Raw genomic sequence first — 25,017 nt, forward strand, 5'->3', positions numbered from 1 at the left:
CAAGGGTTACGATGAGCGAAAGACACTCCCTTAGCAAAACAATGCTGTCTGTCTCAAAGGCCGTGACGGGTTACATGGCATCCTAACACGTCTTTCGATGATCAATGCGATCAGGTTATCGGCCGTCAGGGCTTAATCAACGAAATGGTTGGCGATGTCCAACGGCTCATGCGCTACCCGGATCTTGGTTTTCAGATAGCGGTTGAGATACCAAAGGCAGTGAAAGAGGCTTACGAGTTGCTTGTTTTAAACGGCTATGATGAGCATTTGATGCGCTAGATTGCGGGCAAACTGACGAAATCGTTTGCCTGATCAATTGGGCCATGACGTGCAGCAATACCGGCATGACTTTAAGGCTACAGGACCTGCAAAGGCCTTTGAAGACTGGATTGATCAGCAAATGCAGGCAGTGTCTACGACTTACCAGTATTCTGCGGACAGCTCCACGTGTAACATGAGATAGTCGCACTCAGGGTTCAACGTCGCCACAATGTGTCTTAAGTTCATCAATGCCTGCTTCTCACTTTGCGTCCGTTGATGACGTGAGGTCTGAGTCTTCTGACGGTTGTAGCTTGAGGAACTACGCACCTGCAGCGAATTTCGTGCTGCGAGCGCGTGCAGCATGAAAACTGAATGGCCGTGTCGGGCTCGTTGCTGCCATCGGAGCGACCGCAGCATCCGTTGCGCTATTTCGGATCACGTCGAAGAGGACGGCCCAGAGCCGACCTTGAACCCGTCCTTCGGATACTGCGGTTGCAGCCCGCTTTTCGGTCATTCGCTGCAGGCGCGCTATCTGAGTTTTGCTGAACTTACAGATCGCGGGACAAAGCGGTTGTCCGGCAGTCTTGTTTGAATGTCGGCCTACGCTTTCCGATCTGTGGGTGCATTAAAGAGCGTTCTTATTGTTGCAGCGTTTATGCCACTTTTTCCTGCAGGGGATTAGCACCAATCTTCTCCAATTCGACCATGACGTATTCATTCCAAGCAGAAGCCAGTTGGCGCGATAAGGGTGACAGCCGACGAAGTTTTGGGACGAGAACTGCGTATTCGTATCGGACTTCCTCAGTTAGTTTGCAAAAGGTGACATTCTTTTGGGTCGTACCAATCAGCTTGGCACTCAGCATTGTGAGTGGGTCAACGATCGCGCAGCATTGACCCGCGCCTACAAATTTCAGCAGCGGCAGGACCGTCTGGCTGCGAAAGCGAACATTGTTTCGATTGCTGACCTGAGCCAATGCGGCTTCGACCTTTTTGCTGAACCGGTGATCCGGTTGCATTGCGCCCAAGGTGACACCATCCAAGTCCACTAAAGACACCTCTTTCGACCCTGAAAGAACGTGTTCGCCTGGCATGGCCAGATAGCTGTTCGCGGATATTTTTGTGACGTGCGTTTGCTCCGTTCGACTGTGATCTTCGTCAAAGTCCCCAAAACCGAAGTCTACGCCCTGACTGCTGACCAATTCGCGCAACTGTGTCGAACTTCGTGTGTGGAGTGACAGGCCAATTTCTGGACGTGATTGCAAGAAGTCACTCAGAAACTCCGGAAACAGGACAGTCGAAACACCGGGCATCACGGCGAGCTGGACCTCGCCCTGCTCGCCCACCTGAATACGTTTCATTGTGCGCTGCAAACGTGACATCTGCCCCAGCAGACTGTCTGCTTCGGCCAACAGGTAATACGCTTCGGGCACGGGCTTTAGATTGCGGGTATCGCGGTCAAACAGGGTTATGCCCAGCGAGGTTTCCAGACTTTTCAATGCGAGGCTGATGGCGGGCTGTGTGCGACCAAGATTTTTGGCGGCTTCAGACATTGAGCCGGTGCTCATGACTTCCCGAAAGACAGAGAGATGATGTAAATTCATCCAATACATTAGCCCCGCTTATGAAAAAGAAACAACTTCAAATTTGTCTTAATATGCTACATCGCTAGGGTAAAAGGTCTGTACAGCGGGCATCAGTTCCGCAATCAACTGGGAGACCACTATGACACTTTTCAAATCACTTTCAGGGGCGATGATCGCTGCCACGCTTCTTGCGGGTCCTGCCCTCGCGCAAGACACGACCTTTTTTCGCATTGGCACCGGTGGCGCAGGCGGCACCTATTTCCCAATCGGCGGGACCATCGCCAACGGGATTTCCAACCCACCCGGATCGCGCGCCTGCGAGGACGGCGGCCAGTGCGGTGTGCCCGGCCTTATCGCGATTGCGCAATCGACCACGGCATCGGTGTTCAACAACGCTGCCGTCCAGAACGGAGAACTTGAGGCCGGCCTTGCGGCTGCGGACGTGACGCGCTCCATGTATCTGGGCGAGGGCAAGTTCGAGGGCAAACCGCACCCCGATCTGCGCATCATTGCCAACCTGTTCCCCGAGGATTTGCACCTTGTTCTGCCCGCCGGTGAGAGCATCGACAGCCTTGCCGATCTGGAAGGTATGCGCGTTGGTATCGCGCAAGCGGGGTCGGGCACGCAGGTCGCTGTGTTGCAAATGCTGGAACAATGGGGCGTCACCCGTGACAACATGGAAGAGGCGGAGCTGAACAACAGCCAGTCCGCCGAACGTTTGGCGGACGGTCAGATTGACGCCTATTTCTATGCCGCCGGTTGGCCTGTTGCCGCGATGGTGCAGCTTGCCTCGACAAAGGGCATGGCGCTGCATTCGTTCACGGACGAAGATCTGGCAACCATCAACGAGATCATCCCCGCCTACATCCCGTCCGAAATTCCGGGCGGTGTTTACGAAGGCGTCGACGAGGCCGTCAAGACGCCGGCCGTCTCCGCGATGCTTGTGACATCGGCCGCGTTGGACGAAGAGCTGATCTATAACATTACTGCTGCGATGTGGAATGACGCGACACGCCGGATGCTCGATAACGGTCACGCCAAGGGTCAGCAGATCACAATCGAAACTGCTCTTAATGGCGTCGAAGCCCTGGGTGTGCCACTTCACGCTGGCGCAGAGCGGTTCTACCGCGAAATGGGTCTGATCGACTAATTTTGCCTTCCTGAACTAGGCCGCGTCCAACCTGTGACGCGGCCAATTTTTCTTTTACTTTGGGGGGCCGATCGCATGAGCGAAACAGACACCAAAATCGTTCAAGAGCTCACGGCAGAAGAGCTTGCGGCCATCGAGGCGAAATATGACGAAGGTGCGCATATCCGTGCTGTTGCCCCAGTCGCTGCCAAAGTGTTGCGCGCGGTGGCAATTATTTTCGCCGTTTACCATTACCTGACTGCCGGCTTTGGCCTGCCTGCTGATCACTGGCATATGGGGTGGCACCTGACCGGCCTGTTTATTCTCACCTATGCCTTTTACCCGATCCTGAAAACAAAGGGCGCGTTTGAGCGGCGCTCCGGCCCCTTGCGGATTGGTGGCATTACTATCTTTGATATTCTGTTGATGATTTTGGGCGTCGCCTCGGCGCTTTATGTCGGTCTCGCCTGGAGAGGCATCGACATGCTCGGCATTGAGGAACAGACCTTTCGCATGGGCAACCCCAATAATTACGACATGTTCTTTGGGGTTATCATCATTGTATTGGTGCTTGATATTGCGCGGCGCACGTTGGGCTGGGTTCTGCCCGCCATCATTTCGCTGTTTATTATTTACGCACTGTTTGGCCCCTATTTTTCCGGCATTTTGCAACATCCCGGCGTGAAATTCCGCACCTTCGTGTCGTCCATGTATTTCCCGCAAGAGGGTATTTTTGGCGTCACGCTTTGGGTGGTCTCAACAATCGTGTTTCATTTTGTGTTGTTCGGGGTCATTGCCCAACGCACAGGGTTGGGGCAATTGTTTATCGACAACGCAACTATCCTTGCGGGCCGTTACACCGGCGGTCCTGCAAAGGTGTCGGTCGTGTCATCGGCGTTTTTTGGAACAATTTCGGGGTCTTCTGTCGCCAACACGGTTTCTACGGGTGCGTTGACGATCCCCAATATGAAGCGCCTTGGGTATCCGGGGCACTTCGCTGGCGGGGTAGAGGCTGCGGCCTCGGCAGGGGGGCAGATTACGCCGCCAATCATGGGGGCTGCGGCCTTCATTATGGCCGAGTTCCTTGAACTCCCCTACACCACCATTGTTATCGCTGCGATCTTCCCGGCGATTCTGCACTATGTCGGCGTGTTCACTGTTGTACACCTGATGGCGCGCAAGCTCGGCCTGAAAGGTCTGGCAAAAGAACAGCTGCCGCAGTTTGCCGCCGTCTGGCGTGATGGCTGGGCCAATATAATCCCCTTGGTCGGGCTGCTGTGGGTCCTGTTTTCAGGCTATACCCCGTATATGTCGGCGTTCTGTGGCATATCGCTGGCGCTGGTTGCCGGCATGTCGCGGCTTCATTCACCTGTCACATTGGCCTATGCGGCGGCCTTTGGTGCCTTCGTGGTCTGGAAATTTATGGGCGGTGGGTTCGAACTGACCACAGCCGCAATTCTGCTGGTCGGCACCGCTGTCGCGACCCTCAATCCGCAGGACCGCATGAAGTTGCCTGAAATGACGGACGCCATGGAACTGGGCGTGAAATACGCGCTCGCCGTGGGCGCAGCTTCTGCTGCAGTCGGTATCGTCGTCGGAGTCATCAATACCACGGGCATCGGGTTCCGCATCGGCTTTATGGTCACCCAAGGCGCAGGCAATCTGGCTACGGACATCTACGCGCTGCTCAGCTTTGGCGAGTACGCTCTGTTTCAGATCGAGGACCTTCAACTGTTCCTGTCGCTCGCCTTTATTGCCATCGCCTGTATCCTGATGGGCGCGGGCATCCCTACAACGGCGCTCTATATTATGTTGGTGTCCGTGGCGCAGCCTGCATTGGCACAGTTGGGCGTGCCCCCCATCGCAAGCCACTTGTTCGTGCTTTATTACGGAGTCGTCGCAGAAATAACGCCGCCGGTCTGTACGTCGGCCTATGCGGCGGCGGCGATTGCAAACTCGCCACCCTTCAAGACCGGGATATCCGCCTTCACTCTTGGCCTTGGCAAGGTCGTGGCACCCATGGCGTTCGTCTACGCACCGGTGTTGTTGTTTGTTTCATCGACGGGCTTTGATCTGTGGGAATTTACCTATTCTGCGACCAGTTGCATCATGGGCGTTGTGGCGCTGTCCTCGGCCGTTGTCGGCTACTGGCTAGCCCCCATGGGGACGATCAACCGCATCCTGTGCGCATTCGCCGGTTTGGTGTTTATCGCACCGTCGCTCTCCGCCGATTTGGTGGCTCTGATCATCGCCAGCCCTGCAATCGCAATGCAAGTCATTGCACGGCGACGGTCGCCGCTCGTAGCATGACGACGGCTAAGCAATCGGTTGCGGTCGTCGGTGGCGGGATTGTCGGCATCTGCTCGGCGATATCGCTGCTGGAAGCGGGGAACGACGTGACCCTGATGGATCGCGATGACACCGGCCAAGCCACATCGTCGGGCAACGCAGGGATCATTTCGCCGTGGTCCATAGTTCCACAAGCAATGCCCGGTATATGGAAGCAAATACCGGGGATGATTGTGAAACCGGATGGGCCTGCGGGCGTATCCCTGCGACATAGTTTCCAGTATTTTCCCTGGCTCATGCGTTTCTTGCGCGAAAGCAAGATTGATCGCGCCAAGACAAACTCGAATGCCATGCATCTTTTGTGCGGCGATGCCGTAACCCTTTACCGTGATCTGATCAAAGGCACCGGCCACGAAGACCTGATCGTGGATGCGATGTACGTCCATGCTTTTCGCAAAGCGGAAGACGCCGATCTCGACGCACTCGGGTTTCAAATGCGGTCCGAAAAAGGAGCTGAGCTTGATCTAATCGGTGCGGCTGATCTGCGGGACCTCGAACCGGCGCTGTCACATGACTTTCAGGCAGCAATTCTGATAAAGGGTCAAGCGCGGGCGCGCAATCCGGGGCGGATCGGTTCTGTTCTGACTGATAAAATCATGCGGCTCGGAGGGACCGTCTTGCGTGCGGATGTACACGACCTGAAGCCAGTTGATGGAGCTTGGGATGTCACAAGCAATACCGGAACCAAGCGGTATGACAAGGTTGTGCTGGCCGCAGGTATCTGGTCCGCCAATCTGCTGAAAAAGTTGGGCGTCAGCGTTCCGTTGGCAGCCGAGCGCGGCTACCATGTGTCATACACTCACACCGGCTTGACCCTAAACAACTCGGTTATGGATACGTCGGCCCATGCAGTGGCGAGTTCGATGGAGAATGGGCTGCGCGTCGCAGGTATGGCGGAGTTCTCAGGCATTGACGTCCCACCGGATCCCAAACGCATCCGCGCCCTTGAAAAGGTAGCCCGTTCAATGGTGCCGGCCCTCAAGGACGCGACACCGAAATCTTGGATGGGGATACGCCCGTCCTTCCCCGACAGCCTTCCCATCATCCAGGAATTTAGGTCACATCCGGGTCTGATTGGAGCGTTTGGCCACAGCCATTACGGGTTAATGATGGCGCCGAAGACGGGCCGGATTGTCGCCGATATTGTGGAGAGAAAGCGCACAAATGTTGACTTTTCGGCCTTTGGTGCGGAACGCTTCAAATTTCTTTAGCGTAGCGCCCGTTTCTCTCTTAGATAGCCGCCAGATCGAAGTGAACCTGAGCAATCGCTCTTCTACTGTGAATTTTTTTTTGCGAACTCGAGCGCGTTACCGATGTTTGCTGCTTAATGCATAAATGGCATAAATCGCGAGAATCACTTCACGGCCTTCGCCGGAGCGGACATCGGTTTACTCAGCAGCATCGGGCACTTTGGGCTCTTCGCTGCCGTCGGGGCTGACGCAGTATCTGAGCGGTATTTGCTGAAGGCTCGGATGAGGACGGCCCAGTGCGGACATTGGCCGTGATATCGTAATGCTGCAGTCGCAGCCCGCATTGCGGACATTGCAGAGTTGTTCGGAGATTTGGCCCAAGGATTGCCCGTGTTCTGACAGAACGAATTTAAGGTTGGTCCAGGACATCACGGCGAAGGGCTTCGGCTATTTAAATTCAGCCGGATCAATTTCAAAAGACTTGATCTTGGAATACATCGTTGTTGACGCGATACCGAGCATCGCGGCGGCGCCATGGCTTCCCGAGACTTTGCCCTTGGCGCGCGCTAGCGCGTTTTCGAGGTTTTTTCGCTCCAGCGCGCGCAACTCTTCATTGGTCAGCACGACATCCGACCCAGCCTCGGGCGACGAACCTGAAAGATGAAAATCGAATTCGAGCCGTCCGCCCTGCGCCAGAATTGCGGCGCGCTCTATCACGTTTTCAAGCTCTCGCACGTTGCCGGGCCAGCCATATTGGTTAAGGACGTCGATGTTTGCCCGCGTCATCCGGGTTTTCGGCAACCGCAGTCGACGGGTTGTCCGGTCGAGAAAGTGTTTTGCCAAGTAGGGTATGTCCGCCGGTCGTTCGCTGAGCGGCTCGCACCGGATCGAGAACATGTTGAGCATGAAATACAGATCTTGTCGAAACCGGCCTGCTCTTACCTCTGCAGACAGGTCACGCGACGTTGTTGCAACGACATGCAATGACACTGTTGACTCCGCGCTGGAACCCATTCGCTGGAAACGACCGCTTTGCAGAACATCATGCAGCCTGGCTTGGATGTCCTTTGACAGGTCCGAGATCTCATCCAAGTGTAATGTGCCGTTATTCGCCATCATCAACTTGCCAGTCCTATCCCGGCTTGCGCCTGCAAATGCTCCGCGTCTGTACCCGAATAGCTCAGCTTCCAATACCTCAGCATTCGTCTCGCTGCAGTTGATGCGCACCAGCGGGCGGTGATGACGGCTGCTGGCTTCGTGAATGGCTGACACGGTCATGCTTTTGCCCGAGCCGGGCGGGCCGGATACCAGAACATGCGCGTTGCTTTGTGCGGCCAGGTCAATCTGGATATTCAGCGATTTGATTGCCGGGGATACGCCGACGATCCCTGTTTGCGAGCGCGCCGAGCGAATTTCAGTAAGCAGATATTCATTTTCCTGCTCCAGCTTTTCCTTCAGCTCCTTCACCTCATCCAGCGCCTCACGCAGCTTGCGCTCGTTTTCCCGCCGCTCCGTGACGTCCCGGAAGATCACGACGGCGCCGGCAAGGACGTTGTGATCGTAGATCGGGGTCGACACATATTCGACCATGATCGGTTTGCCGTCCTTGCGCCAGAACACGTCGTCGTCCACGCGCGTGGTTTCGTCCCTTCGAAAGGACGCATAGATCGGACATCTATGGGCCGGGAAATGCTCGCCGTTGAGATGCTTGTGGTGAATGATCGGATGCAGTTCGCGCCCGATCAGATCATCGGCCGACCATCCCAGCATCTCCTGGGCGGCGCGGTTGACGAATGTCGCCTGTCCCTGTGCATTGATCCCGTAAATCCCTTCGCCCGCCGCTTCGAGGATCAGATGGTTCTGTGCCTCCACCTCGCGAAAGAACCCATAGATGTTCTGCCATTGCATCAAGCCGCCTTTGTGATGCGCCTCTTGTTCCGTTTCATGGGTGCGCCTGTCCAGATCGTCCAGATCCAGAAAGCTGAGTAGAACCTGATCGTCGGTCAGCTGCACACCATAGGTTTGCAGTCTCAGCGTCGCGCCCTCTGATCCATGGAATTGCAACGCACGGCCGATGTAGCGGCCGAAATGAGAGACAGCGTCCAAATAGACAGCCATTTCCGCCGCACCGGAGATCAACACATCCGAAAGCCGGGTATCACGCGCGCGCAGATCGAACAGGGCCCGCGCAGCCTCATTCGTATTCAAAATCCGATTTGCGCGCGGTTCCGCCAGCAGGGCAGGCAGCGGTTGAACATCTACAATCGATAGCGGCCGGGAATCATCAAGCATGGCGCCACCGTCGCCCAAGTTTGCCGTCGCGGCTTTCACGAAAATTCGTAATTTACGAGATTTCGTAAAGCTTGCCCAAAAAATAATCATAAAAATCAAATAATTGCGAAATTTCAGGCGATTTTCTGCCCGGCTAGGCGGGTTGGCGGCGGCGTGAGAAGCTTTGGTTAATGCCGATAGGAGAACGAATATGACCATCAAAAGCCTCGGAAATCCTTTCTCAGAAAAGACTGATCTCCGGCATGGTGCCGATTGCGGCTGCGAAGGCTGCGTCAGCGGCCAGGGGCATGACAAGGGTCATGTGGAACCGCACGAGATGTCCTCTGAGCAGATGATGGAGCGCGCGGTTGAAAGCGCAATCGTGCGATCGGTCTTTGGACAGAACGACATCGGGCGCCGGTCATTCATGGGGATGATTGGTGGCACCACAGCGGCGGCGGCGCTGGCCTCTGTTTTCCCGGTCAAGCAGGCCGCAGCGGCGATCCTTGACGATCTTGGACCGCCGGAAAAAACCGACCTGAACATCGGTTTTGTGCCGATCACCTGCGCGACACCAATCATCATGGCCCAGCCTCTGGGTTTTTACGAGCGCTACGGGCTCAATGCGCAGGTCATCAAGACCGCAGGCTGGGCCGTGGCGCGGGATAAATCCTTGTCCGGCGAATATGATGCCAGCCACATGCTGACGCCGATGCCCCTCGCCATGACCCTGGGCGCCGGTTCCGTGGCAGAGCCTTACATCATGCCCGCGGTGGAGAATATCAACGGGCAGGCCATTGTTCTGTCAAATGAGCACCTCGACAAGCGGGACCCGAAGCAGTGGAAAGGCTTCACCTTTGGTGTGCCGTTCGAATACTCGATGCATAATTTCCTGCTGCGTTACTATGTGGCCGAATTCGGCCTCGATCCGGATGTAGACATCCAGATCCGTGTTGTCCCGCCGCCGGAGATGGTCGCCAACCTGCGCGCTGGCAACCTTGACGGCTACCTGTCTCCCGACCCGTTCAACCAGCGCGCCGTCTACGAAGGCATCGGCTTCATCCACATCCTAACCAAGGAAATCTGGGAGGGTCACCCCTGCTGTGCCTTTGCCGCACCCTTGTCATTCGCTCAGGAACTGCCCAACACATACGGCGCACTTCTCAAGTCGATCATCGATGCCACGCAATATGCATCAAACGCCGACAACCGTGTTGAGATTGCCGAGGCGATTTCACCGACCAACTACCTCAACCAGCCAGCGACCGTGGTCCAGCAGGTGCTGACCGGCACCTACGCCGACGGTCTGGGAGAGGTGAAGCGTGTCCCCGACCGGATCGATTTTGACCCCTTCCCATGGCATTCGATGGGCGTGTGGATCCTGACCCAGATGAAACGCTGGGGCTATATCGAAGGCGATGTGGACTACAAGACCGTCGCCGAGCAGGTCTATCTGGCGGCAGATGCCAAGAAGGTGATGAACGACCTTGGCTATGACGCACCGGATGTCACCTACAAGTCGCACACCATCATGGGCAAGACCTTCGACCCGACCACGCCGGAAGCCTATGCGGACAGCTTTGCGATAAAGGTCAACTGATGGAGACCCTGTCGGAAAACATGAAAGCAGCGCTGTTGTCTGTGCTGCTTTTGGTCGTCGGCTGCCTGATCTGGGAGCTGTCGATCCCCGCGCAGAAAGCCGTCGGAGAGTTGACGGAATACGAACTGCTGACCGGCGGCGGTCAACCCAAGGCCGGCGTCCCGCCCCCCAGCCAGGTTCTGGGCAAGGCATGGGAGCAATTGTCGAACCCGTTCTATGACGCGGGCCCCAACGATAAGGGCATTGGCATTCAGATCGGCTATTCCATCTACCGGGTGCTGACGGGCTATTTTCTGGCCGCGCTCGTCGCGATCCCCTTGGGGTTCCTGATCGGCATGTCTTCTATCGCCTACAAGGCGCTGAACCCCTTTATTCAGGTGTTGCGCCCAATCTCGCCGCTTGCGTGGATGCCGCTAGCGCTGTTCGTCATTCAGGACAGCGAGGCCAGCGCGATCTTCGTGATCTTCATATGTTCGATCTGGCCGATGCTGATCAACACCGCCTTTGGCGTGGCTGGCGTGCGCGAAGACTGGGTAAACGTCGCCCGCACTCATGAGTTGAGCGCGCTGAAAACCGCCTTTACCGTGATCCTGCCCGCCGCCGCGCCGACCATTGTGACAGGCATGCGGATCTCCATCGGCATCGCCTGGCTGGTGATCGTCGCGGCAGAGATGCTCGTGGGTGGCACCGGCATCGGCTATTACGTCTGGAACGAGTGGAACAACCTCGACCTGACCTCCGTCATCTTTTCCATCCTCATGATTGGTGTTGTGGGCATGCTGCTGGACTCCATGTTCGGTCTGCTGCAGCGCGCAGTCGCCTACATCGAATAGGAACGATCAAATGGCAAAGTCCTTTCTGAGCATCGAGCAACTCACCCAGCGCTACCCGGATGGTCAGGGGAATGAGTTCACCGTCTTTGAAGACGCCACATTCGGCATAGAAAAAGGTGAATTTGTCTGCATCCTCGGCCATTCCGGCTGCGGCAAGTCCACCATCATGAACATTCTTGCCGGTCTGTCAGAGCCGACAAGCGGTGTTGTCAAAATGGACGGCCGGCATGTCTCTGGCCCCAGCCTTGACCGGGGGGTGGTGTTCCAGAACTACTCGCTTCTGCCGTGGCTCAGCGCGCTCAAGAACGTAACCTTTGGTGTCACGGCCCGGTTCCCGCATTGGGACAAAGCCAAGGTGATCGAGCATTCCACCGCCTTTCTCGCCAAGGTCGGTCTGACCGGCGACGCCATTCACCGCAAACCCAGCCAGTTGTCGGGCGGGATGCGCCAGCGCGTGTCCATTGCACGCGCCTTTGCCAATGAACCCAAGCTGCTGCTGCTTGACGAGCCCTTTGGCGCGCTGGATGCGCTGACGCGCGGAACCATCCAGGAGGAGCTGATCAAGGTCTGGAGCGATACCGACCAGACCGTCTTTATGATCACCCATGACATTGACGAGGCGATCTTGCTGGCGGACCGTATCCTGCTGATGACCAACGGACCGATGGCGCAGGTGGCCGAAAACGTCGAGATCACGATCCCGCGTCCGCGCGTGCGCAACGACATTGTCGAGCACCCGAATTACTACGCCATTCGAAACCATCTGGTGCATTTCCTCGCGCAACGCTCGGCGGAATTGTCCGGAAAATCAGATGGCCCCAACAGCCCGAAAACCGTGTGTATTGATCTGACGGGTGAGGCCGATACCGATGACTCTGAGCCCCCGCCGCTATTGCGTGCCGTAGAGGTTTGATCCCGTGACCGAGCAGCCTGCGCGTGCCCCTGTGCCGCCTTTTTCGCGTGAGATGGCGATCAAGAAAGTGCGCATGGCAGAGGACGCCTGGAACAGCCGTGATCCGGCCCGGGTCGCCTTGGCTTACACACCCGATACACGGTGGCGCAATCGGTCAGAGTTCCTGAACGGGCGCGCCGAGGTCGAAGTCTTCCTGACGCGCAAATGGTCGACGGAAAACGGGTATCGCCTGATCAAGGAAATCTGGTGCCATGGCGACGACAGGATTGCGGTTCGCTTTTGCTACGAGTGGCATGACGCGGACGGTCAGTGGTTCCGGGCCCACGGAAACGAGAACTGGGTATTCGACGCGCTTGGGTACATGGCCGTGCGCCACGCCTCGATCAACGACGTGCCGATCGTGCCCAAGGACCGCCTGTTTCACTGGCCCGAGGGCACGGCCCGCCCCGACGATCACCCCGGACTGACAGAGTTAGGACTGTAAAATGAAGGACACCATCACAATGACCGAAATGATGACCAAGGAAGATGTCACCGCCATGATCCTGTCTGCCAAGAAGCAGGCCGGCCTGACATGGGAGGCAATCGCCGAGAAAATCGACATGTCGCCGATCTGGACGCATTCCGCGACCATGGGCATGAATGCCTTTCCACCCGATAAGGCCAAGCTGATGGTTTCGGTGATGGGCCTGCCGCAGGAGGCAGAAAGCGTTCTGGCCGAAAGCCCCACGAAGATATGGGAACAGTCGGTGCCAACCGATCCCTGCATCTACCGTTTTTACGAGATTGTCGGCGTCTATGGACCAACGCTCAAAGCGATCATTCAGGAAAAATTCGGCGACGGCATCATGTCGGCCATTGACTTCGACATGTCAGTCACCCGCGTTGAAAACCCAAAAGGCGACCGCGTGAAGGTTGAGATGTCAGGCAAATTCCTCGGCTACAATAGCTGGTAGGGTCTCACTTGGATGCTGCGTTGAAAAGGCGCGGCATTCCGCTTGAGATCATAGTTTCAATGTACGTTTGATAGATACTCAAAAACGCACTTCGGTTACCCATTGTCTGCAGCTTACGCGAGGTCTTTCTTACAGTGTGCCTTTCTTGGAATATTCATATCTTGACGCATTCATGAGTAGCAACTCGCATCATCCATCGGTGCAATCGAAGTTCAGAAAGTTGCTTCGCCTGCGCTAGTGTGCTCGGCCCAAACCAGACTCTCGTCGTGGCAACCGATGCTGCGGTGCGGCTTCCCAAAAGCGGACATTAGAAACTTTCAGCTTCTTGCAACCAATCGTAGAAGACCAGGTTATTGCGGCCGCCGCTTGGCCAACTCTCGATAGAGTGCTGGAGGCGTCACTCCGATCCAGTCCGCGACGCGCACCCACTCACCTTCCTCTGGGTGGTCAAAGAATTCGAGATAGGCATCCAGGCGATCTGTCACCTTCCGCAAGCGCATGATCTCAACGCGGGTCCGCAGGTTCTGCAGCTCTCTCGCTGTGTGTTCGAACGCTTTGACCAAAGCGCGCTCTGATGTGGCCGCGTTCTCAAGGTTTCCCATCAGCTCGGTTTTGGAGGCCAAAGATACCGTTGTCGGAACTTCGGCAACAGCGTCGCAATGATAGCAATGTGCATATAGCGATGCTTCGGCAACTAGTTCGGCTGGCCTAGCTGTATGCAGGGTCAAAAGCCCGCCATCTTTCAGCGCACGCCGAAGGGAAATCTGCCCTTCACGGACCAAGAAGGCCCATTCAACTTCATCGTCCCGACGAAAAAGCGTTTCGCCTTCGTCCAGCGTGCGTTCTGGCGCGCCATCAAAACAGTTGAGCCAATGATCCGACATGATTTCTATCATGCTCTTGGAGGCGCAGATTGTGCAACAACTTCGGGCCAATCCCGGATCAATCAAGGACTTCACTCATGGAAACAAAACACGTCGCAATGTTGATGGTTCTCATCCCCATCGCAGTCTTTGCCCAAACACACGATGAAAACCATAGCACATCGCCGTCAGCCTTACGCAGGTGAGGAAACACGCTTAATCAAGTCTCTTTCGGAGCAGGACTTGGAAGAAATCGCGCGTGGCGGCGGATGGGGATTAGCGAGGGCAGCGGAGTTGAACGGCGTTCCTGGACCAACGCACCTGCTTGAGCTCGCCGAAGAGATCGCACTGACCGAACAGCAGCGCAATGACATCGAGGCGATCAGGGCGCAAATGCAAGCAGATGCGATAACTGCCGGGGAGCGGTTCGTGATGGCGGAACAAGCGCTGGACGAGGCTTTTCAACAAGGTGCGCCTGATGCCAAGGCGCTTGAACGGCTAGTGGCCGAAGCAGGTCGAGCGCGGGCAGCCCTCCGCCTCGTTCATCTGAATGCCCATGTGTTGACTTTACCATTACTGACCGATGCCCAAGTCAGCCGTTACTCAGTCTTGCGCGGTTACAGGCCGTGCCATCGTCTTTTCCGCCACCCCTTGCGTCTGCTTGATCAAGTGTGGCGTATCAGGGGGGCCTAACGGCGCTAGATAATCACTTCGGTAAGTTTTCATAGGTCATTCCCTCCCGGCCAAAACAATCAACCAGGGATAGAGTAAGTGGCTGGCTGGTTGCGGGAGCCTAGGAATTCTACGTCAACAAGAAAAATTCAAAATAATTATGTTTAAGGCAATTTTTGCTTATCTAAAATGTTGGCCTCTTCGCCCAGTATTTCTACTTCGTTGTCATCACTGATTTCCGCAAGTTGGTCTATGATTTCTCCCTGTGCTTCCTCGGCGTCGTCAACGACTTGTTTCAGTGCAGCTTTCGCTGACATCTTCAGTTCGGGTTCTATGTCCTCCCTCCAGATGGCCCAAACGGGATAAGGAAACCGTGGCGCATCTGGAACGAGATGCAGCTCGCCAGAATCAATTGAGGGAACAACTGATCTCACGGGCACATAGGCGGCAGCCTTGCGCCTGAGAATGTATTGGGCGGCCATGGCACCCAATGACAACGTAATACCAGGGTTCAAAAGTGATGGTAGAGCCATGGCATGCGCTTGTACAAACTCCGGCCCCCAATCCACAAAGACGTAATGGTCTGAAATCCTTTCAAAGTCCGGATCTGGATATGAAGCAACCATGACGAGTTCGTCGTCGAGCAGCTCTTCCGCCTCAAGGCCTGGACGCAGTTGTGGAGTGTACATCAAAGCAGCCTGGATCACGCCCTCGATCAGAAATCTTGTCAGGCGATCTGGCATGCCTAGCTCTGCTCTTAGACTAAGGTCCGGCATATTGTGTTGAAGCGCATCTAGCCACCTGAACCCTAAGCGAGGCCAAAGAGAATATTGTGCACCAATCGTAAGGCTGCGATTGTATCCTTCCGGGATCGCAACTTGTTGTCGCGCTTCTTGCCAAAGCTTAATCATGGAAAGAGCATAGTTTTCAAACTCTGCACCTGCTGGTGTCAGAACTGCACCGGCCTTTGATCTGGAGAAGAGCGCGCGTCCCAAGCTATCTTCCAAACGCTGGATGCGGAGACTCACCGCAGACTGTGTGACAAAGAGGCGATCTGAAGCTGAAACAAAAGAGCCAGTCGCGGCGACTTCCAGAAAGGTTTTGATAAGCGTAATGTCCATTGGGTATCCATGAGATAATCTCGGTTTATCTGCAAGAAATTTCCGCTTTTCCTCATCTTTGCGCTTTGTGAGACTGACTCAGTCGGGTGCGCACGAAGCGGGAGGTTCGTGATCGCTGTCAAATTGGGGCCCAACACCCAGGCATGGCGTTGCACCCGGCGCCTCAAACATAAGCATTACTGTTTTTATAGTTTATTATATTGAATTTGATCTATTCCTGAGGTCGGCGTAGAAGCTCCTTCAAAAGAGGAGCAGTTACATGCTAAACCGCCGAAATTTCATCACTTTCTCAGCTTGCGGACTCGCGAATTTGACTTCGCCTGCCATCGCAGGCCGAGCTCTCAAGTTGAACCTATACCGCCCTAGAACCGATGAGCGGGTGTCTGTCGAGTTTACCGATGAAGGGATTGGTCATAAAACCTACGCCCAAGTTAACTGGATCTTGCGAGATGTTTCAGCAGGACATTGGAAGGCCATGGACACCCGGCTCCTCGCAATTGTGGCTCGAATGGCTGAAGAACTACAGGTTGAACAGATTGTAACCCGTCACGGCCTTTGAGACAGACAGCATTGTTTTGCTAAGGGAGTGTCTTTCGCTCATCGTAACCCTTGGAGGGATACGAGATGAGAACGAAGACAGGGCCGAATGGATCGGCTGACAGACATGTAAAAGAAATCAAGCGCAAGACGCGTCGGAAGTTTTCTGCGGAAGAGAAGATCCGGATTGTTCTGGACGGCTTGCGCGGGGAGAGTTCGATTTCTGAGCTCTGCCGCCGTGAGGGGATTGCGGAGAGCCTGTATTACAACTGGTCGAAAGACTTCATGGAGGCTGGGAAGAAGCGACTTTCCGGCGATACTGCGCGCCAGGCGACATCTAGCGAAGTTACTGATCTGAAACGTGAAGCCCATGATCTTAAAGAGGTCGTGGCAGAGCAGACGCTTGAGTTGCGGCTGGACCACGAATTTTGAACAGCTACAATCCACGAATGTGCCGGGAACACCGGATCCGTGTTGCGGCTGGACCGCGAATTTTGAACAGCTACAATGCCGCCGAGATAGACCGGGTGTGCGCCCATGTTGCGGCTGGACCGCGAATTTTGAACAGCTACAATTATAGCGCGCATCGGGCTGGTATTGCGCGTGTTGCGGCTGGACCGCGAATTTTGAACAGCTACAATTACGTCACGCTTGTTCAGTCGTATGGTGGTGTTGCGGCTGGACCGCGAATTTTGAACAGCTACAATGTTCTTACCGGTGTCTTCACTGCAACCAATGTTGCGGCTGGACCGCGAATTTTGAACAGCTACAATGTCACGACCAATACCAAACGCTGTTTCATAGTTGCGGCTGGACCGCGAATTTTGAACAGCTACAATGAACAAGGCGCAGCTGACAGAGGTGGTGCGGTTGCGGCTGGACCGCGAATTTTGAACAGCTACAATCGCAGCACGCGCAGTTTGTGGTCGCGATCGTTGCGGCTGGACCGCGAATTTTGAACAGCTACAATAGGGTCCGGGGTGTCTTACGAGCAATTAAAGTTGCGGCTGGACCGCGAATTTTGAACAGCTACAATCCGCTTGCTAAAGATTCAAGAACGCCGGGTGTTGCGGCTGGACCGCGAATTTTGAACAGCTACAATAAAGACATCGCACGTGAGATGTCTACGCATGTTGCGGCTGGACCGCGAATTTTGAACAGCTACAATCGACTTGGTGTCGGTCTGCACAACGGTGTAGTTGCGGCTGGACCGCGAATTTTGAACAGCTACAATTGGCCATGTGGGTCAGCCGTAAGGAGGGCCGTTGCGGCTGGACCGCGAATTTTGAACAGCTACAATCCGCTTGCTAAAGACTCGAGAACGCCCGGTGTTGCGGCTGGACCGCGAATTTTGAACAGCTACAATGCTGCTCAAGCTGACCCCGTTTGCCTCGGAGTTGCGGCTGGACCGCGAATTTTGAACAGCTACAATCGGCTGCAGCACTTGCAACTGGCGGCAGCAGTTGCGGCTGGACCGCGAATTTTGAACAGCTACAATACCACCTACGTCATGGAAAGGTCTCTCGCAGTTGCGGCTGGACCGCGAATTTTGAACAGCTACAATTCGAGGTGAGCCGCGAGGGCGAGTGGACTGGTTGCGGCTGGACCGCGAATTTTGAACAGCTACAATCGTTCTCGCCTTTGCCCGGTATTGGGGATGGTTGCGGCTGGACCGCGAATTTTGAACAGCTACAATTTCAGGACGTACGGACGCTGAAAGGATCTGTTGCGGCTGGACCGCGAATTTTGAACAGCTACAATATAGCAGGGAATACGTAACCCCATCTTGGGGTTGCGGCTGGACCGCGAATTTTGAACAGCTACAATTGTCCCCTTGGATTGTGTGCGCGAGCCGTCGTTGCGGCTGGACCGCGAATTTTGAACAGCTACAATGCAGGGGTGTCGTTTCCCAACAGGAAATGCGTTGCGGCTGGACCGCGAATTTTGAACAGCTACAATGTGGATGGTGACGACACCAAGGTAGCTGCTGTTGCGGCTGGACCGCGAATTTTGAACAGCTACAATGGATATCCTCAAGAGTTGGATATAAAACGCGTTGCGGCTGGACCGCGAATTTTGAACAGCTACAATGAAAGAACCCATTCATCGGGAATCCGTGAGGTTGCGGCTGGACCGCGAATTTTGAACAGCTACAATGGCGGCTTTTGCCTCAGCCTCGCGACGCAGGTTGCGGCTGGACCGCGAATTTTGAACAGCTACAATGTTTGACGCCGTCACGATGAACACTGTTCCGTTGCGGCTGGACCGCGAATTTTGAACAGCTACAATAAAGGCGGTGGCGGTTCCGAGCAGCGGACGGTTGCGGCTGGACCGCGAATTTTGAACAGCTACAATCTGACCCAATCGCTGACCCGGATCGTCTTTGTTGCGGCTGGACCGCGAATTTTGAACAGCTACAATCCCTTGGTCCATCGCACGCAACAGAGCAACGTTGCGGCTGGACCGCGAATTTTGAACAGCTACAATCGTACTGAACGCCAAGCGCTGGTATATGAAGTTGCGGCTGGACCGCGAATTTTGAACAGCTACAATGCCGTAAAGCAAGAGGGACTTTCTGTATCAGTTGCGGCTGGACCGCGAATTTTGAACAGCTACAATAACTGGATAGAGCGTGGAACTTCTATTTCTGTTGCGGCTGGACCGCGAATTTTGAACAGCTACAATAAGCTGGTCAATGGCATCACGCTTGTTGCGGTTGCGGCTGGACCGCGAATTTTGAACAGCTACAATGATAACTCGGTAGATATCCAGAATGCATAGGTTGCGGCTGGACCGCGAATTTTGAACAGCTACAATGCCGCCCAAATATACTGGATGCGCGCCCATGTTGCGGCTGGACCGCGAATTTTGAACAGCTACAATACTGAACACCGGCGGCGTGCTTTGGCCGGGGTTGCGGCTGGACCGCGAATTTTGAACAGCTACAATCCTTAGTAAGACCGAACTGTGGGCTTTCGTGTTGCGGCTGGACCGCGAATTTTGAACAGCTACAATGTACGAACTTATTTGTCAGGACCAGTGCCGTTGCGGCTGGACCGCGAATTTTGAACAGCTACAATACTGCCCGCAAGGGCATCCACCGATGAAAGGTTGCGGCTGGACCGCGAATTTTGAACAGCTACAATGCCACGAACTGACAGACCCATCATAGGCCGTTGCGGCTGGACCGCGAATTTTGAACAGCTACAATACATGGCGTTGAACATGTCCCGCGCATGGCGTTGCGGCTGGACCGCGAATTTTGAACAGCTACAATCGCGGGGTAGACGCTGGTCGAGACTTTGGCGTTGCGGCTGGACCGCGAATTTTGAACAGCTACAATGGTGGAGCGGGCGGCAAGATTGCCCATGATGTTGCGGCTGGACCGCGAATTTTGAACAGCTACAATCGTGGTGGTGACGCGCCCTTCACTGCCGCGGTTGCGGCTGGACCGCGAATTTTGAACAGCTACAATGAACGGTCCCGCAGCTGGCAATAGCCATATGTTGCGGCTGGACCGCGAATTTTGAACAGCTACAATTCTGCGCGATGAGCGTATACTTCCGCCCCAGTTGCGGCTGGACCGCGAATTTTGAACAGCTACAATAATGTCGGGCAATTGCTGGCCCTTATTCGAGTTGCGGCTGGACCGCGAATTTTGAACAGCTACAATATGGCGGGCCGGTTAAGGTAGGTGTTCGGGGTTGCGGCTGGACCGCGAATTTTGAACAGCTACAATAGGTCGCTCGTTAAACTCTTGTTAAAAATAAGGTTTAACGGGCCTCTATTCGTAATTTCCACAGCGAATCGCATTAGAACATCACCAATTGCTCCGGATTCTTTCGGGCGCGTTTGCGGCCCTGATCCGAGAAATGTATAGTATCACGGTATTGGCGATCGGTGAAGTTCAAGATCTGGACATCCCCCGCATCGGGCAGGTGTCGTTCAATCCGGTTGACCCGTGTCGCAAAGGCTTCCTTGCCGTTGACGAACCGCGCATAGACGGAAAACTGACTACGCTCAAACCCTTCGTCCAACAGGAAATTTCGGAAAGCGGTCGCGGTCTTGCGCTGCGATTTCGTATCCGTTGGCAAATCGAACATCACAAGTATCCACATCAATCTGTATCCTGACAAATAAGTGACGGTATGGGTCATGCGCCAAGCCCCGCTAGGGTCAACGCATCGGGCGGGCGCGGCAAGGCAAGAGACAGCTTTCCGGCTTCAAAACTTTGCCCCAGAGACGTGGCCAGTTTCATCAAGGCCACCGATACCGGAGTAACGCCGTCCCCCAGAGGCAGGTCTGTCGCGATAAGGCGGGCCAAGTTTTGCTTGGCGTTGGTGTCGACCTGAACACCAAACCGGGCGACAAGCGTTTTGACGGCGCAATCGGCCAGCGGGCGGAACGGCTCCATCAGATCGTCGGCCAGCGCGAACGCGTTGCCGCGGTTGGCATGAAACAACCCGATAGTAGGGTGCAGGCCGGCGGCAACGACAGCCCGTGCGGTGGCTGCCCGCATGACCGTATAGCCGTAATTCAGAAGCGCGTTTTCGTCCCCTTGCCCCGCATCGCGGCGAAAGTCCGGGCCCATCATACGCGGCCAGTAATACCGCGCGGCCTGGGCTTCGATATTGGTGCTGTCACCTGAAGTGATCTTGCGGATCATCATAGACAAAGGCGCAGACGGCTCGCCAACCGCATCCAGCGCGGCAGCCTGCATTGCAATCTTGGCACCAACGACCTGTTTCCAAGCCTGTTTGATCAGTGGCGCTTTCGCCTGCCACTGCGCGCGCATCCTGGCTCCCTGTGCATGGTGCCCTTCCAATGGCAGCAGAACGGATTTCGGAGCGTGGTTGGCGGCACACAAGACGACCGGCGCTCCACGCTCGGCCAGTTCCGTCAATAGCGACGTCGACCAAGTTGTACCGTGAGCGTGCACGATCACGCCCGCGATCTGATCCAGCGGCGTGCGCCCGATCTCAGCCCCGTTTTCGGAAACCTTCAGGAAACCGCGGTCACGCGACAGGTGCCGCCCGTCGGTCGCAATATCAATAATCTGGTCCACACGTTACCCCTCACGCCCCCACGCGAATCGTTAACGCATTGATTATATTGCCACTCTTACAATTCGCCAAATTCGGGCACCTATGCAGGGGTTCCAGGATCCCGCAGCCGGCCCATTTCATCGACGTGAACGCGGCGAATTTTTGCGGCAACCAATGGCCCCGCACTCATCTGAATGAACTTGAACGGGTCTGACTTGTCGCTGTTTCTGGTGTCAGCATGGCTTTCGGTATGTGGGACAAGAAAAAGCCCATTGGCGATATGCATTTTCTGAACATAGCAGATCAAGGTTCTGCCTTCCTTTTCAATGGCCACCAGGTCGCGTTTGAAAACCCGAATTATGCGTTTTGCCGCTGGATGTGGTTTGGAGTCATGTCCGGCATTGATCTGATGCGCATCAAAAGTAGATATCGCCCAGGGTTTTATTTTGCCATCAGGCATCCGCCAGATTTCATAACAGTGGTTACTCCCGCCCTTGTAGTATTTGTAGATGCGACCGTTCTTATCGGCGATCGAGACGCGGGCGGTATCTTGCAGAGCGTCTACAAGACGGATTCGTCTAATTCCATTGTAGGGGTTCTCACCCTGGACCGGCAGTGTAGGCGCATTTGCGAAATCCTGAACCGCTTTCTCAAAGGCTTTACCTTCCAGTCCTTTTGTCACCCGCACCAGATGCCGTAGCAGATCGGGATCCCGAATCTTGTGAAGGTCGCTCGCCGTGATGGCAGCAAGCGACTTGCGGCTGACCACAGATCTGTCGTCGATGCCACCATAGGCGGTGTCGTTATGAAGTTGGCCAGATGTGCTGTCCCTCCCCGATTTGCGCGCTGCCGGGTCAATCCGCCCGTGATCGGCGCGGTGGCTGACGATGATCCGCGCGACCTGCGCGCCGATGTCGTCGCGAAACCCCTCCCACGGGGGCGGCACAGAACGGGCGACCTCTTCGGCACCGTTCACTTCGTCCCGTTGCGCCATATCGGCAATCCGTTTGATCAGCCCGCGGTCGGTGGCGGCGATCACTGCGGCGTCAATCGCATGGTGGCGGTGATCGGTGCGGTTCTTGGCCTTGACAGTTTGCGCGTCGCTGTCCGTCAGCGCGGTCAACCCGTTCAGCCCCCAGTGTCGCCGCAACATTTCGGTCAGGCGGCCCGGGACGACCCAGACGTGGCTCTTGCCGTCGCCTCCATCAAAAAGGGCATCCAAGTAGGCCCGCGCGATCCGCGACAAATATTGCGTGTCTTTAAGCGCGCGCGCCTGAAACCCGTTCTCCCCCTCGAACCGCACCATCGCGTCGGGCGCGAACCGCCAGGCCTTGTTGGTGGGCAGGTTCTTGAGATTGGCGGCGATCGCTTCCCATTGGTCGATCTCACCCCATGCTTCCCATGGGGTTTTGTCGGTCTTCTGGCGATTCGCCTCTTTCATGCAGAGCGTGCGGTTGCCAAACCCATCATCCAGAGTGCGCGAAAACGGCAGGATGTGATCCACATCACAGGAGCCGTCAAACAACATTCCCGCGCTGATCCGTTTGCCGGTGTAGGGGCAATTACGGGTCATGACGTCATCACCAAGGTCTTCCCAAAGTCGCAATACCAACCGGTTGGCGCCCGTGTTGGGAACGCCCATCTCTTCCAGCTTCTTGCCTCGCGCAATCGCCGCCTCGGTGTTCTTCTTGATGTCGCGTTGGACGTCCTTCTTCTGATCCTCGGACAGTTTCAGATCACGGGCCAGTTCCACGACGATCTCATCCGGCCTGCCGTATACCGCAATGATCTTGTTCACCAAACGGCGCAGCTGATTCAGCCCAATGTGCACCGTAGGGTTGGTAATCCGGCCATAACGTGTGACATCATCGTCCTTCGGATCATAGGTGCCGGGGATCACATGGCGTTCAAGGATTTCACCATAGTAGGGAAGGTTCTCCAACACCTCTCCAGTGCGGCCATCCGAATGATGCCACCCGCAGTCCGCCACGGCCGCGCTATAGGTCAAAACATCCGACTCGAGTGCCGCCAGAATTCGCGTGGTCGCCGTCAGGCCCAACCGACCGTAGCCTTCAGGCAGAGGGGCGTTCGCCGTAGCCTCTGCATGGTCACGATCCAACCCATGAAACTCTATCAGCCACGCGACAATCTCCGCGTGTTCCCCGTCACTCTGCACGGCGCGAATACGCTGTACCACATCCCACTGTCCGTCCCAATCCAGCGTCGACCACCGCGCCCCGAACCTATCCGGATGGGACAGGCTGGCACGCACTGGATCACAGGCAATCGCATCGCGGTTCGCGGTATCTAACGTAAAACTCTGCTCGGGTCGTAGTTTGATCACCTTGCCAAGCGCCTTCAATTTCATCGCCATACCGGATAGCGATTTCGTATGCCCCTTGTTGTCCAAGGTATGCACGATCTGATCCCGCTCCTCGCGTGTCAGCGGCTGCGAAGGTTCACCCCGCGCCGCGATTCTCAGATTGTTGACCGTTTCCAGCAGGATCCGTCGCTGGTTCAGAGGATGTGCACTGGGAATACGTCGCTCGTCGGTGAACAGGCACAGGCCCACCTCTGGCGTCTTCAAGGGACGTTGGTGAAAGATTATCGTCGCAATCTCATCGCGCAGATCGTTCGTCAGGATATCCGGCGAATGACGGGCCTGTGCCGCCCACAGCTTGTCGAACTCCTCGGACAGATGCTTGCGGTCGGGATAGAAATCATACCCCGCCTCTTCCTTCTCTGCGTTGTCCCGCCGCGCGACGGTCAGTCGCGTGCGCACGCTGGGAACGCTTTTGGGGTCAAGTGCTGCGGCTCGGCGCATGTGTAGGAACTCGCCGTAGGTGCGCGCGCCCTTCGCCATCATCGCCTGATCCAGCCGCGCCGTCGCATCCTTGATCTTGCCGCTTTCGTTGTCGCCGCGATCGGTCTTGCGGTTGGATTTGAACCCCCGCCGTTGGTTGAGGTGAAACAGCGCCCGCCCGAAATGAGTGAGTGGCAGCGACCTATCCAACCCGCTTGCCCGCAATTCGTAAGGGTCCAACATCTCAAGCGCCTTGGCCTCAGCCGGATCAGCGGGCATCAGCCCCACTTGCGCCATTCGTTTCATCAACGCCGCCTTACGCCGCAGGTATCTGTCTCGCCGCCGCCGTTGTGCCCGTGCCGCACGCCTGTCCACCGCCAGTGACGCCTTGGATTTGGGGTCACGCCCGTCCGAAAAGATGCGCACGCCACCGTCAACCACCTCGGTGATCCGCCCCCCTTCGGTGCCATAGAGCCACCAGCCAATAGAATTCGTGCCGATATCAAGACCCAGACGCATAGAAAATCCCCTCAAAATACAAAGGAAATTTTGCACTTGTAGGAGAGACACTCAATCTAAAAGTGTGCTTGACGGCTTGGGAGATTCCCGGAATATTGGAAATGTTCAAAATTCGCGGTCGAGCCGTTAACAAGCATTCGATTGCACCACATTGAAACGCAGGCCACGGCCTGCGTTTCCTCGTTTTGAACAATGCCGTGATATCAAGATCCTTGAAACCAATTCACCAAAAGTTAACCGATTGAATGTCCGTTCTAGGGTAGCAACTCTATTGGCGTGCGCACCCGCAGCGAATGTCATGTGTGGATGGCTCCTGCATAGCAAGACATATTTGATCAGATTTGCGCATTTGTCAGAAGCAGTCATGTGTCC

The 25,017-nt window shown here is 55.7% G+C and carries 17 protein-coding genes, 1 pseudogene and 1 CRISPR repeat array; of the genes and pseudogenes, 11 read left to right on the forward strand and 7 right to left on the reverse strand.

Annotated features, from left to right (window positions below; translation table 11 throughout):
• Positions 1-914: 914 nt before the first annotated feature.
• Positions 915-1,871 carry a LysR family transcriptional regulator gene (locus Q0859_RS20730; protein ID WP_366523240.1) on the reverse strand — a complete coding sequence of 319 codons (957 nt, stop codon included), beginning with the start codon at positions 1,869-1,871 and terminating at the stop codon, positions 915-917.
• A 112-nt stretch (positions 1,872-1,983) separates the two neighbouring features.
• Here Q0859_RS20730 and Q0859_RS20735 point away from each other — a divergent pair, with 112 nt between their 5' ends.
• The 3 genes from Q0859_RS20735 to Q0859_RS20745 all read left to right on the forward strand — a co-directional run bounded on the left by Q0859_RS20735 (position 1,984) and on the right by Q0859_RS20745 (position 6,533).
• Positions 1,984-2,994 (forward strand): TAXI family TRAP transporter solute-binding subunit, encoded by a 1,011-nt coding sequence (locus tag Q0859_RS20735; protein WP_299154920.1) that lies wholly within the window; start codon positions 1,984-1,986, stop codon positions 2,992-2,994.
• A gap of 75 nt (positions 2,995-3,069) precedes the next feature.
• A complete protein-coding gene (locus Q0859_RS20740; RefSeq protein WP_299154922.1) occupies positions 3,070-5,283 on the forward strand; it encodes a TRAP transporter permease in 2,214 nt (737 codons plus the stop codon).
• Complete coding sequence (locus Q0859_RS20745; protein WP_299154925.1) at positions 5,280-6,533, forward strand: FAD-dependent oxidoreductase; 1,254 nt, start codon at positions 5,280-5,282, stop codon at positions 6,531-6,533. The genes Q0859_RS20740 and Q0859_RS20745 overlap by 4 nt, the downstream gene beginning before the upstream one ends.
• A 426-nt stretch (positions 6,534-6,959) precedes the next feature.
• Here Q0859_RS20745 and Q0859_RS20750 read toward each other — a convergent pair whose 3' ends face one another.
• A complete protein-coding gene (locus Q0859_RS20750; RefSeq protein ID WP_299154927.1) occupies positions 6,960-9,002 on the reverse strand; it encodes a sigma 54-interacting transcriptional regulator in 2,043 nt (680 codons plus the stop codon).
• On the opposite strand from Q0859_RS20750, the gene Q0859_RS20755 reads away from it, so the two are divergent.
• The 5 genes from Q0859_RS20755 to cynS are packed head-to-tail and all read left to right on the forward strand — an operon-like array spanning position 8,995 to position 13,085.
• Complete coding sequence (locus Q0859_RS20755) at positions 8,995-10,383, forward strand: CmpA/NrtA family ABC transporter substrate-binding protein (RefSeq protein WP_299154928.1); 1,389 nt, start codon at positions 8,995-8,997, stop codon at positions 10,381-10,383. The two genes, Q0859_RS20750 and Q0859_RS20755, sit on opposite strands and share 8 nt — an antisense overlap.
• Positions 10,383-11,216: a nitrate ABC transporter permease gene (gene ntrB / locus Q0859_RS20760; RefSeq protein WP_299154930.1), complete on the forward strand. Its 834-nt coding sequence runs from the start codon at positions 10,383-10,385 to the stop codon at positions 11,214-11,216. The genes Q0859_RS20755 and ntrB overlap by 1 nt, the downstream gene beginning before the upstream one ends.
• Before the next feature lie 10 nt (positions 11,217-11,226).
• Entirely contained in the window at positions 11,227-12,129 is a 903-nt protein-coding gene (locus Q0859_RS20765; RefSeq protein ID WP_299154933.1) for an ABC transporter ATP-binding protein, read from the forward strand.
• Between the two features lie 4 nt (positions 12,130-12,133).
• On the forward strand, positions 12,134-12,613 hold the full coding sequence (locus Q0859_RS20770) for a nuclear transport factor 2 family protein (protein WP_299154935.1): 480 nt from the start codon (positions 12,134-12,136) through the stop codon (positions 12,611-12,613).
• Between the two features lies 1 nt (position 12,614).
• The gene (cynS, locus tag Q0859_RS20775) at positions 12,615-13,085 is read left to right on the forward strand and encodes a cyanase (RefSeq protein ID WP_299154936.1); all 471 of its coding nucleotides are present in this window, start codon (positions 12,615-12,617) and stop codon (positions 13,083-13,085) included.
• 350 nt (positions 13,086-13,435) lie between these two features.
• On the opposite strand, the gene Q0859_RS20780 is transcribed toward cynS, so the two are convergent.
• Positions 13,436-13,969, reverse strand: coding sequence for a Crp/Fnr family transcriptional regulator (locus Q0859_RS20780; RefSeq protein WP_299154938.1), 534 nt, complete (start codon positions 13,967-13,969; stop codon positions 13,436-13,438).
• Between the two features lie 144 nt (positions 13,970-14,113).
• Between Q0859_RS20780 and Q0859_RS20785 the strand changes: the two genes are divergently transcribed.
• The gene (locus Q0859_RS20785; RefSeq protein WP_299154940.1) at positions 14,114-14,641 is read left to right on the forward strand and encodes a Spy/CpxP family protein refolding chaperone; all 528 of its coding nucleotides are present in this window, start codon (positions 14,114-14,116) and stop codon (positions 14,639-14,641) included.
• 143 nt (positions 14,642-14,784) lie between these two features.
• Here Q0859_RS20785 and Q0859_RS20790 read toward each other — a convergent pair whose 3' ends face one another.
• Complete coding sequence (locus tag Q0859_RS20790) at positions 14,785-15,741, reverse strand: LysR family transcriptional regulator (RefSeq protein WP_299154943.1); 957 nt, start codon at positions 15,739-15,741, stop codon at positions 14,785-14,787.
• A 259-nt stretch (positions 15,742-16,000) separates the two neighbouring features.
• On the opposite strand from Q0859_RS20790, the gene Q0859_RS20795 reads away from it, so the two are divergent.
• Positions 16,001-16,300, forward strand: coding sequence for a DUF882 domain-containing protein (locus Q0859_RS20795; protein WP_299154945.1), 300 nt, complete (start codon positions 16,001-16,003; stop codon positions 16,298-16,300).
• Positions 16,301-16,365: 65 nt separating this feature from the next.
• Positions 16,366-16,656: pseudogene (locus tag Q0859_RS21580) on the forward strand (transposase); the annotation flags it as partial.
• A 29-nt stretch (positions 16,657-16,685) separates the two neighbouring features.
• Positions 16,686-20,017: a CRISPR direct-repeat array (repeat unit 36 nt; unit sequence GTTGCGGCTGGACCGCGAATTTTGAACAGCTACAAT).
• Between the two features lie 73 nt (positions 20,018-20,090).
• On the opposite strand, the gene cas2 reads toward Q0859_RS21580, so the two are convergent.
• From cas2 to cas9, 3 genes are all read right to left on the reverse strand, one after another.
• Positions 20,091-20,396 (reverse strand): CRISPR-associated endonuclease Cas2, encoded by a 306-nt coding sequence (cas2, locus tag Q0859_RS20800; protein WP_299154954.1) that lies wholly within the window; start codon positions 20,394-20,396, stop codon positions 20,091-20,093.
• Positions 20,397-20,431: 35 nt separating this feature from the next.
• Positions 20,432-21,343, reverse strand: a complete 912-nt coding sequence (gene cas1 / locus Q0859_RS20805; RefSeq protein ID WP_299154947.1) for a type II CRISPR-associated endonuclease Cas1 — start codon at positions 21,341-21,343, stop codon at positions 20,432-20,434.
• 80 nt (positions 21,344-21,423) lie between these two features.
• A complete protein-coding gene (cas9, locus tag Q0859_RS20810) occupies positions 21,424-24,645 on the reverse strand; it encodes a type II CRISPR RNA-guided endonuclease Cas9 (RefSeq protein ID WP_299154949.1) in 3,222 nt (1,073 codons plus the stop codon).
• Between the last annotated feature and the right edge of the window lie 372 nt (positions 24,646-25,017).

Origin of the sequence: uncultured Tateyamaria sp., from assembly GCF_947497045.1 — a bacterium.
Lineage (GTDB): Bacteria > Pseudomonadota > Alphaproteobacteria > Rhodobacterales > Rhodobacteraceae > Tateyamaria.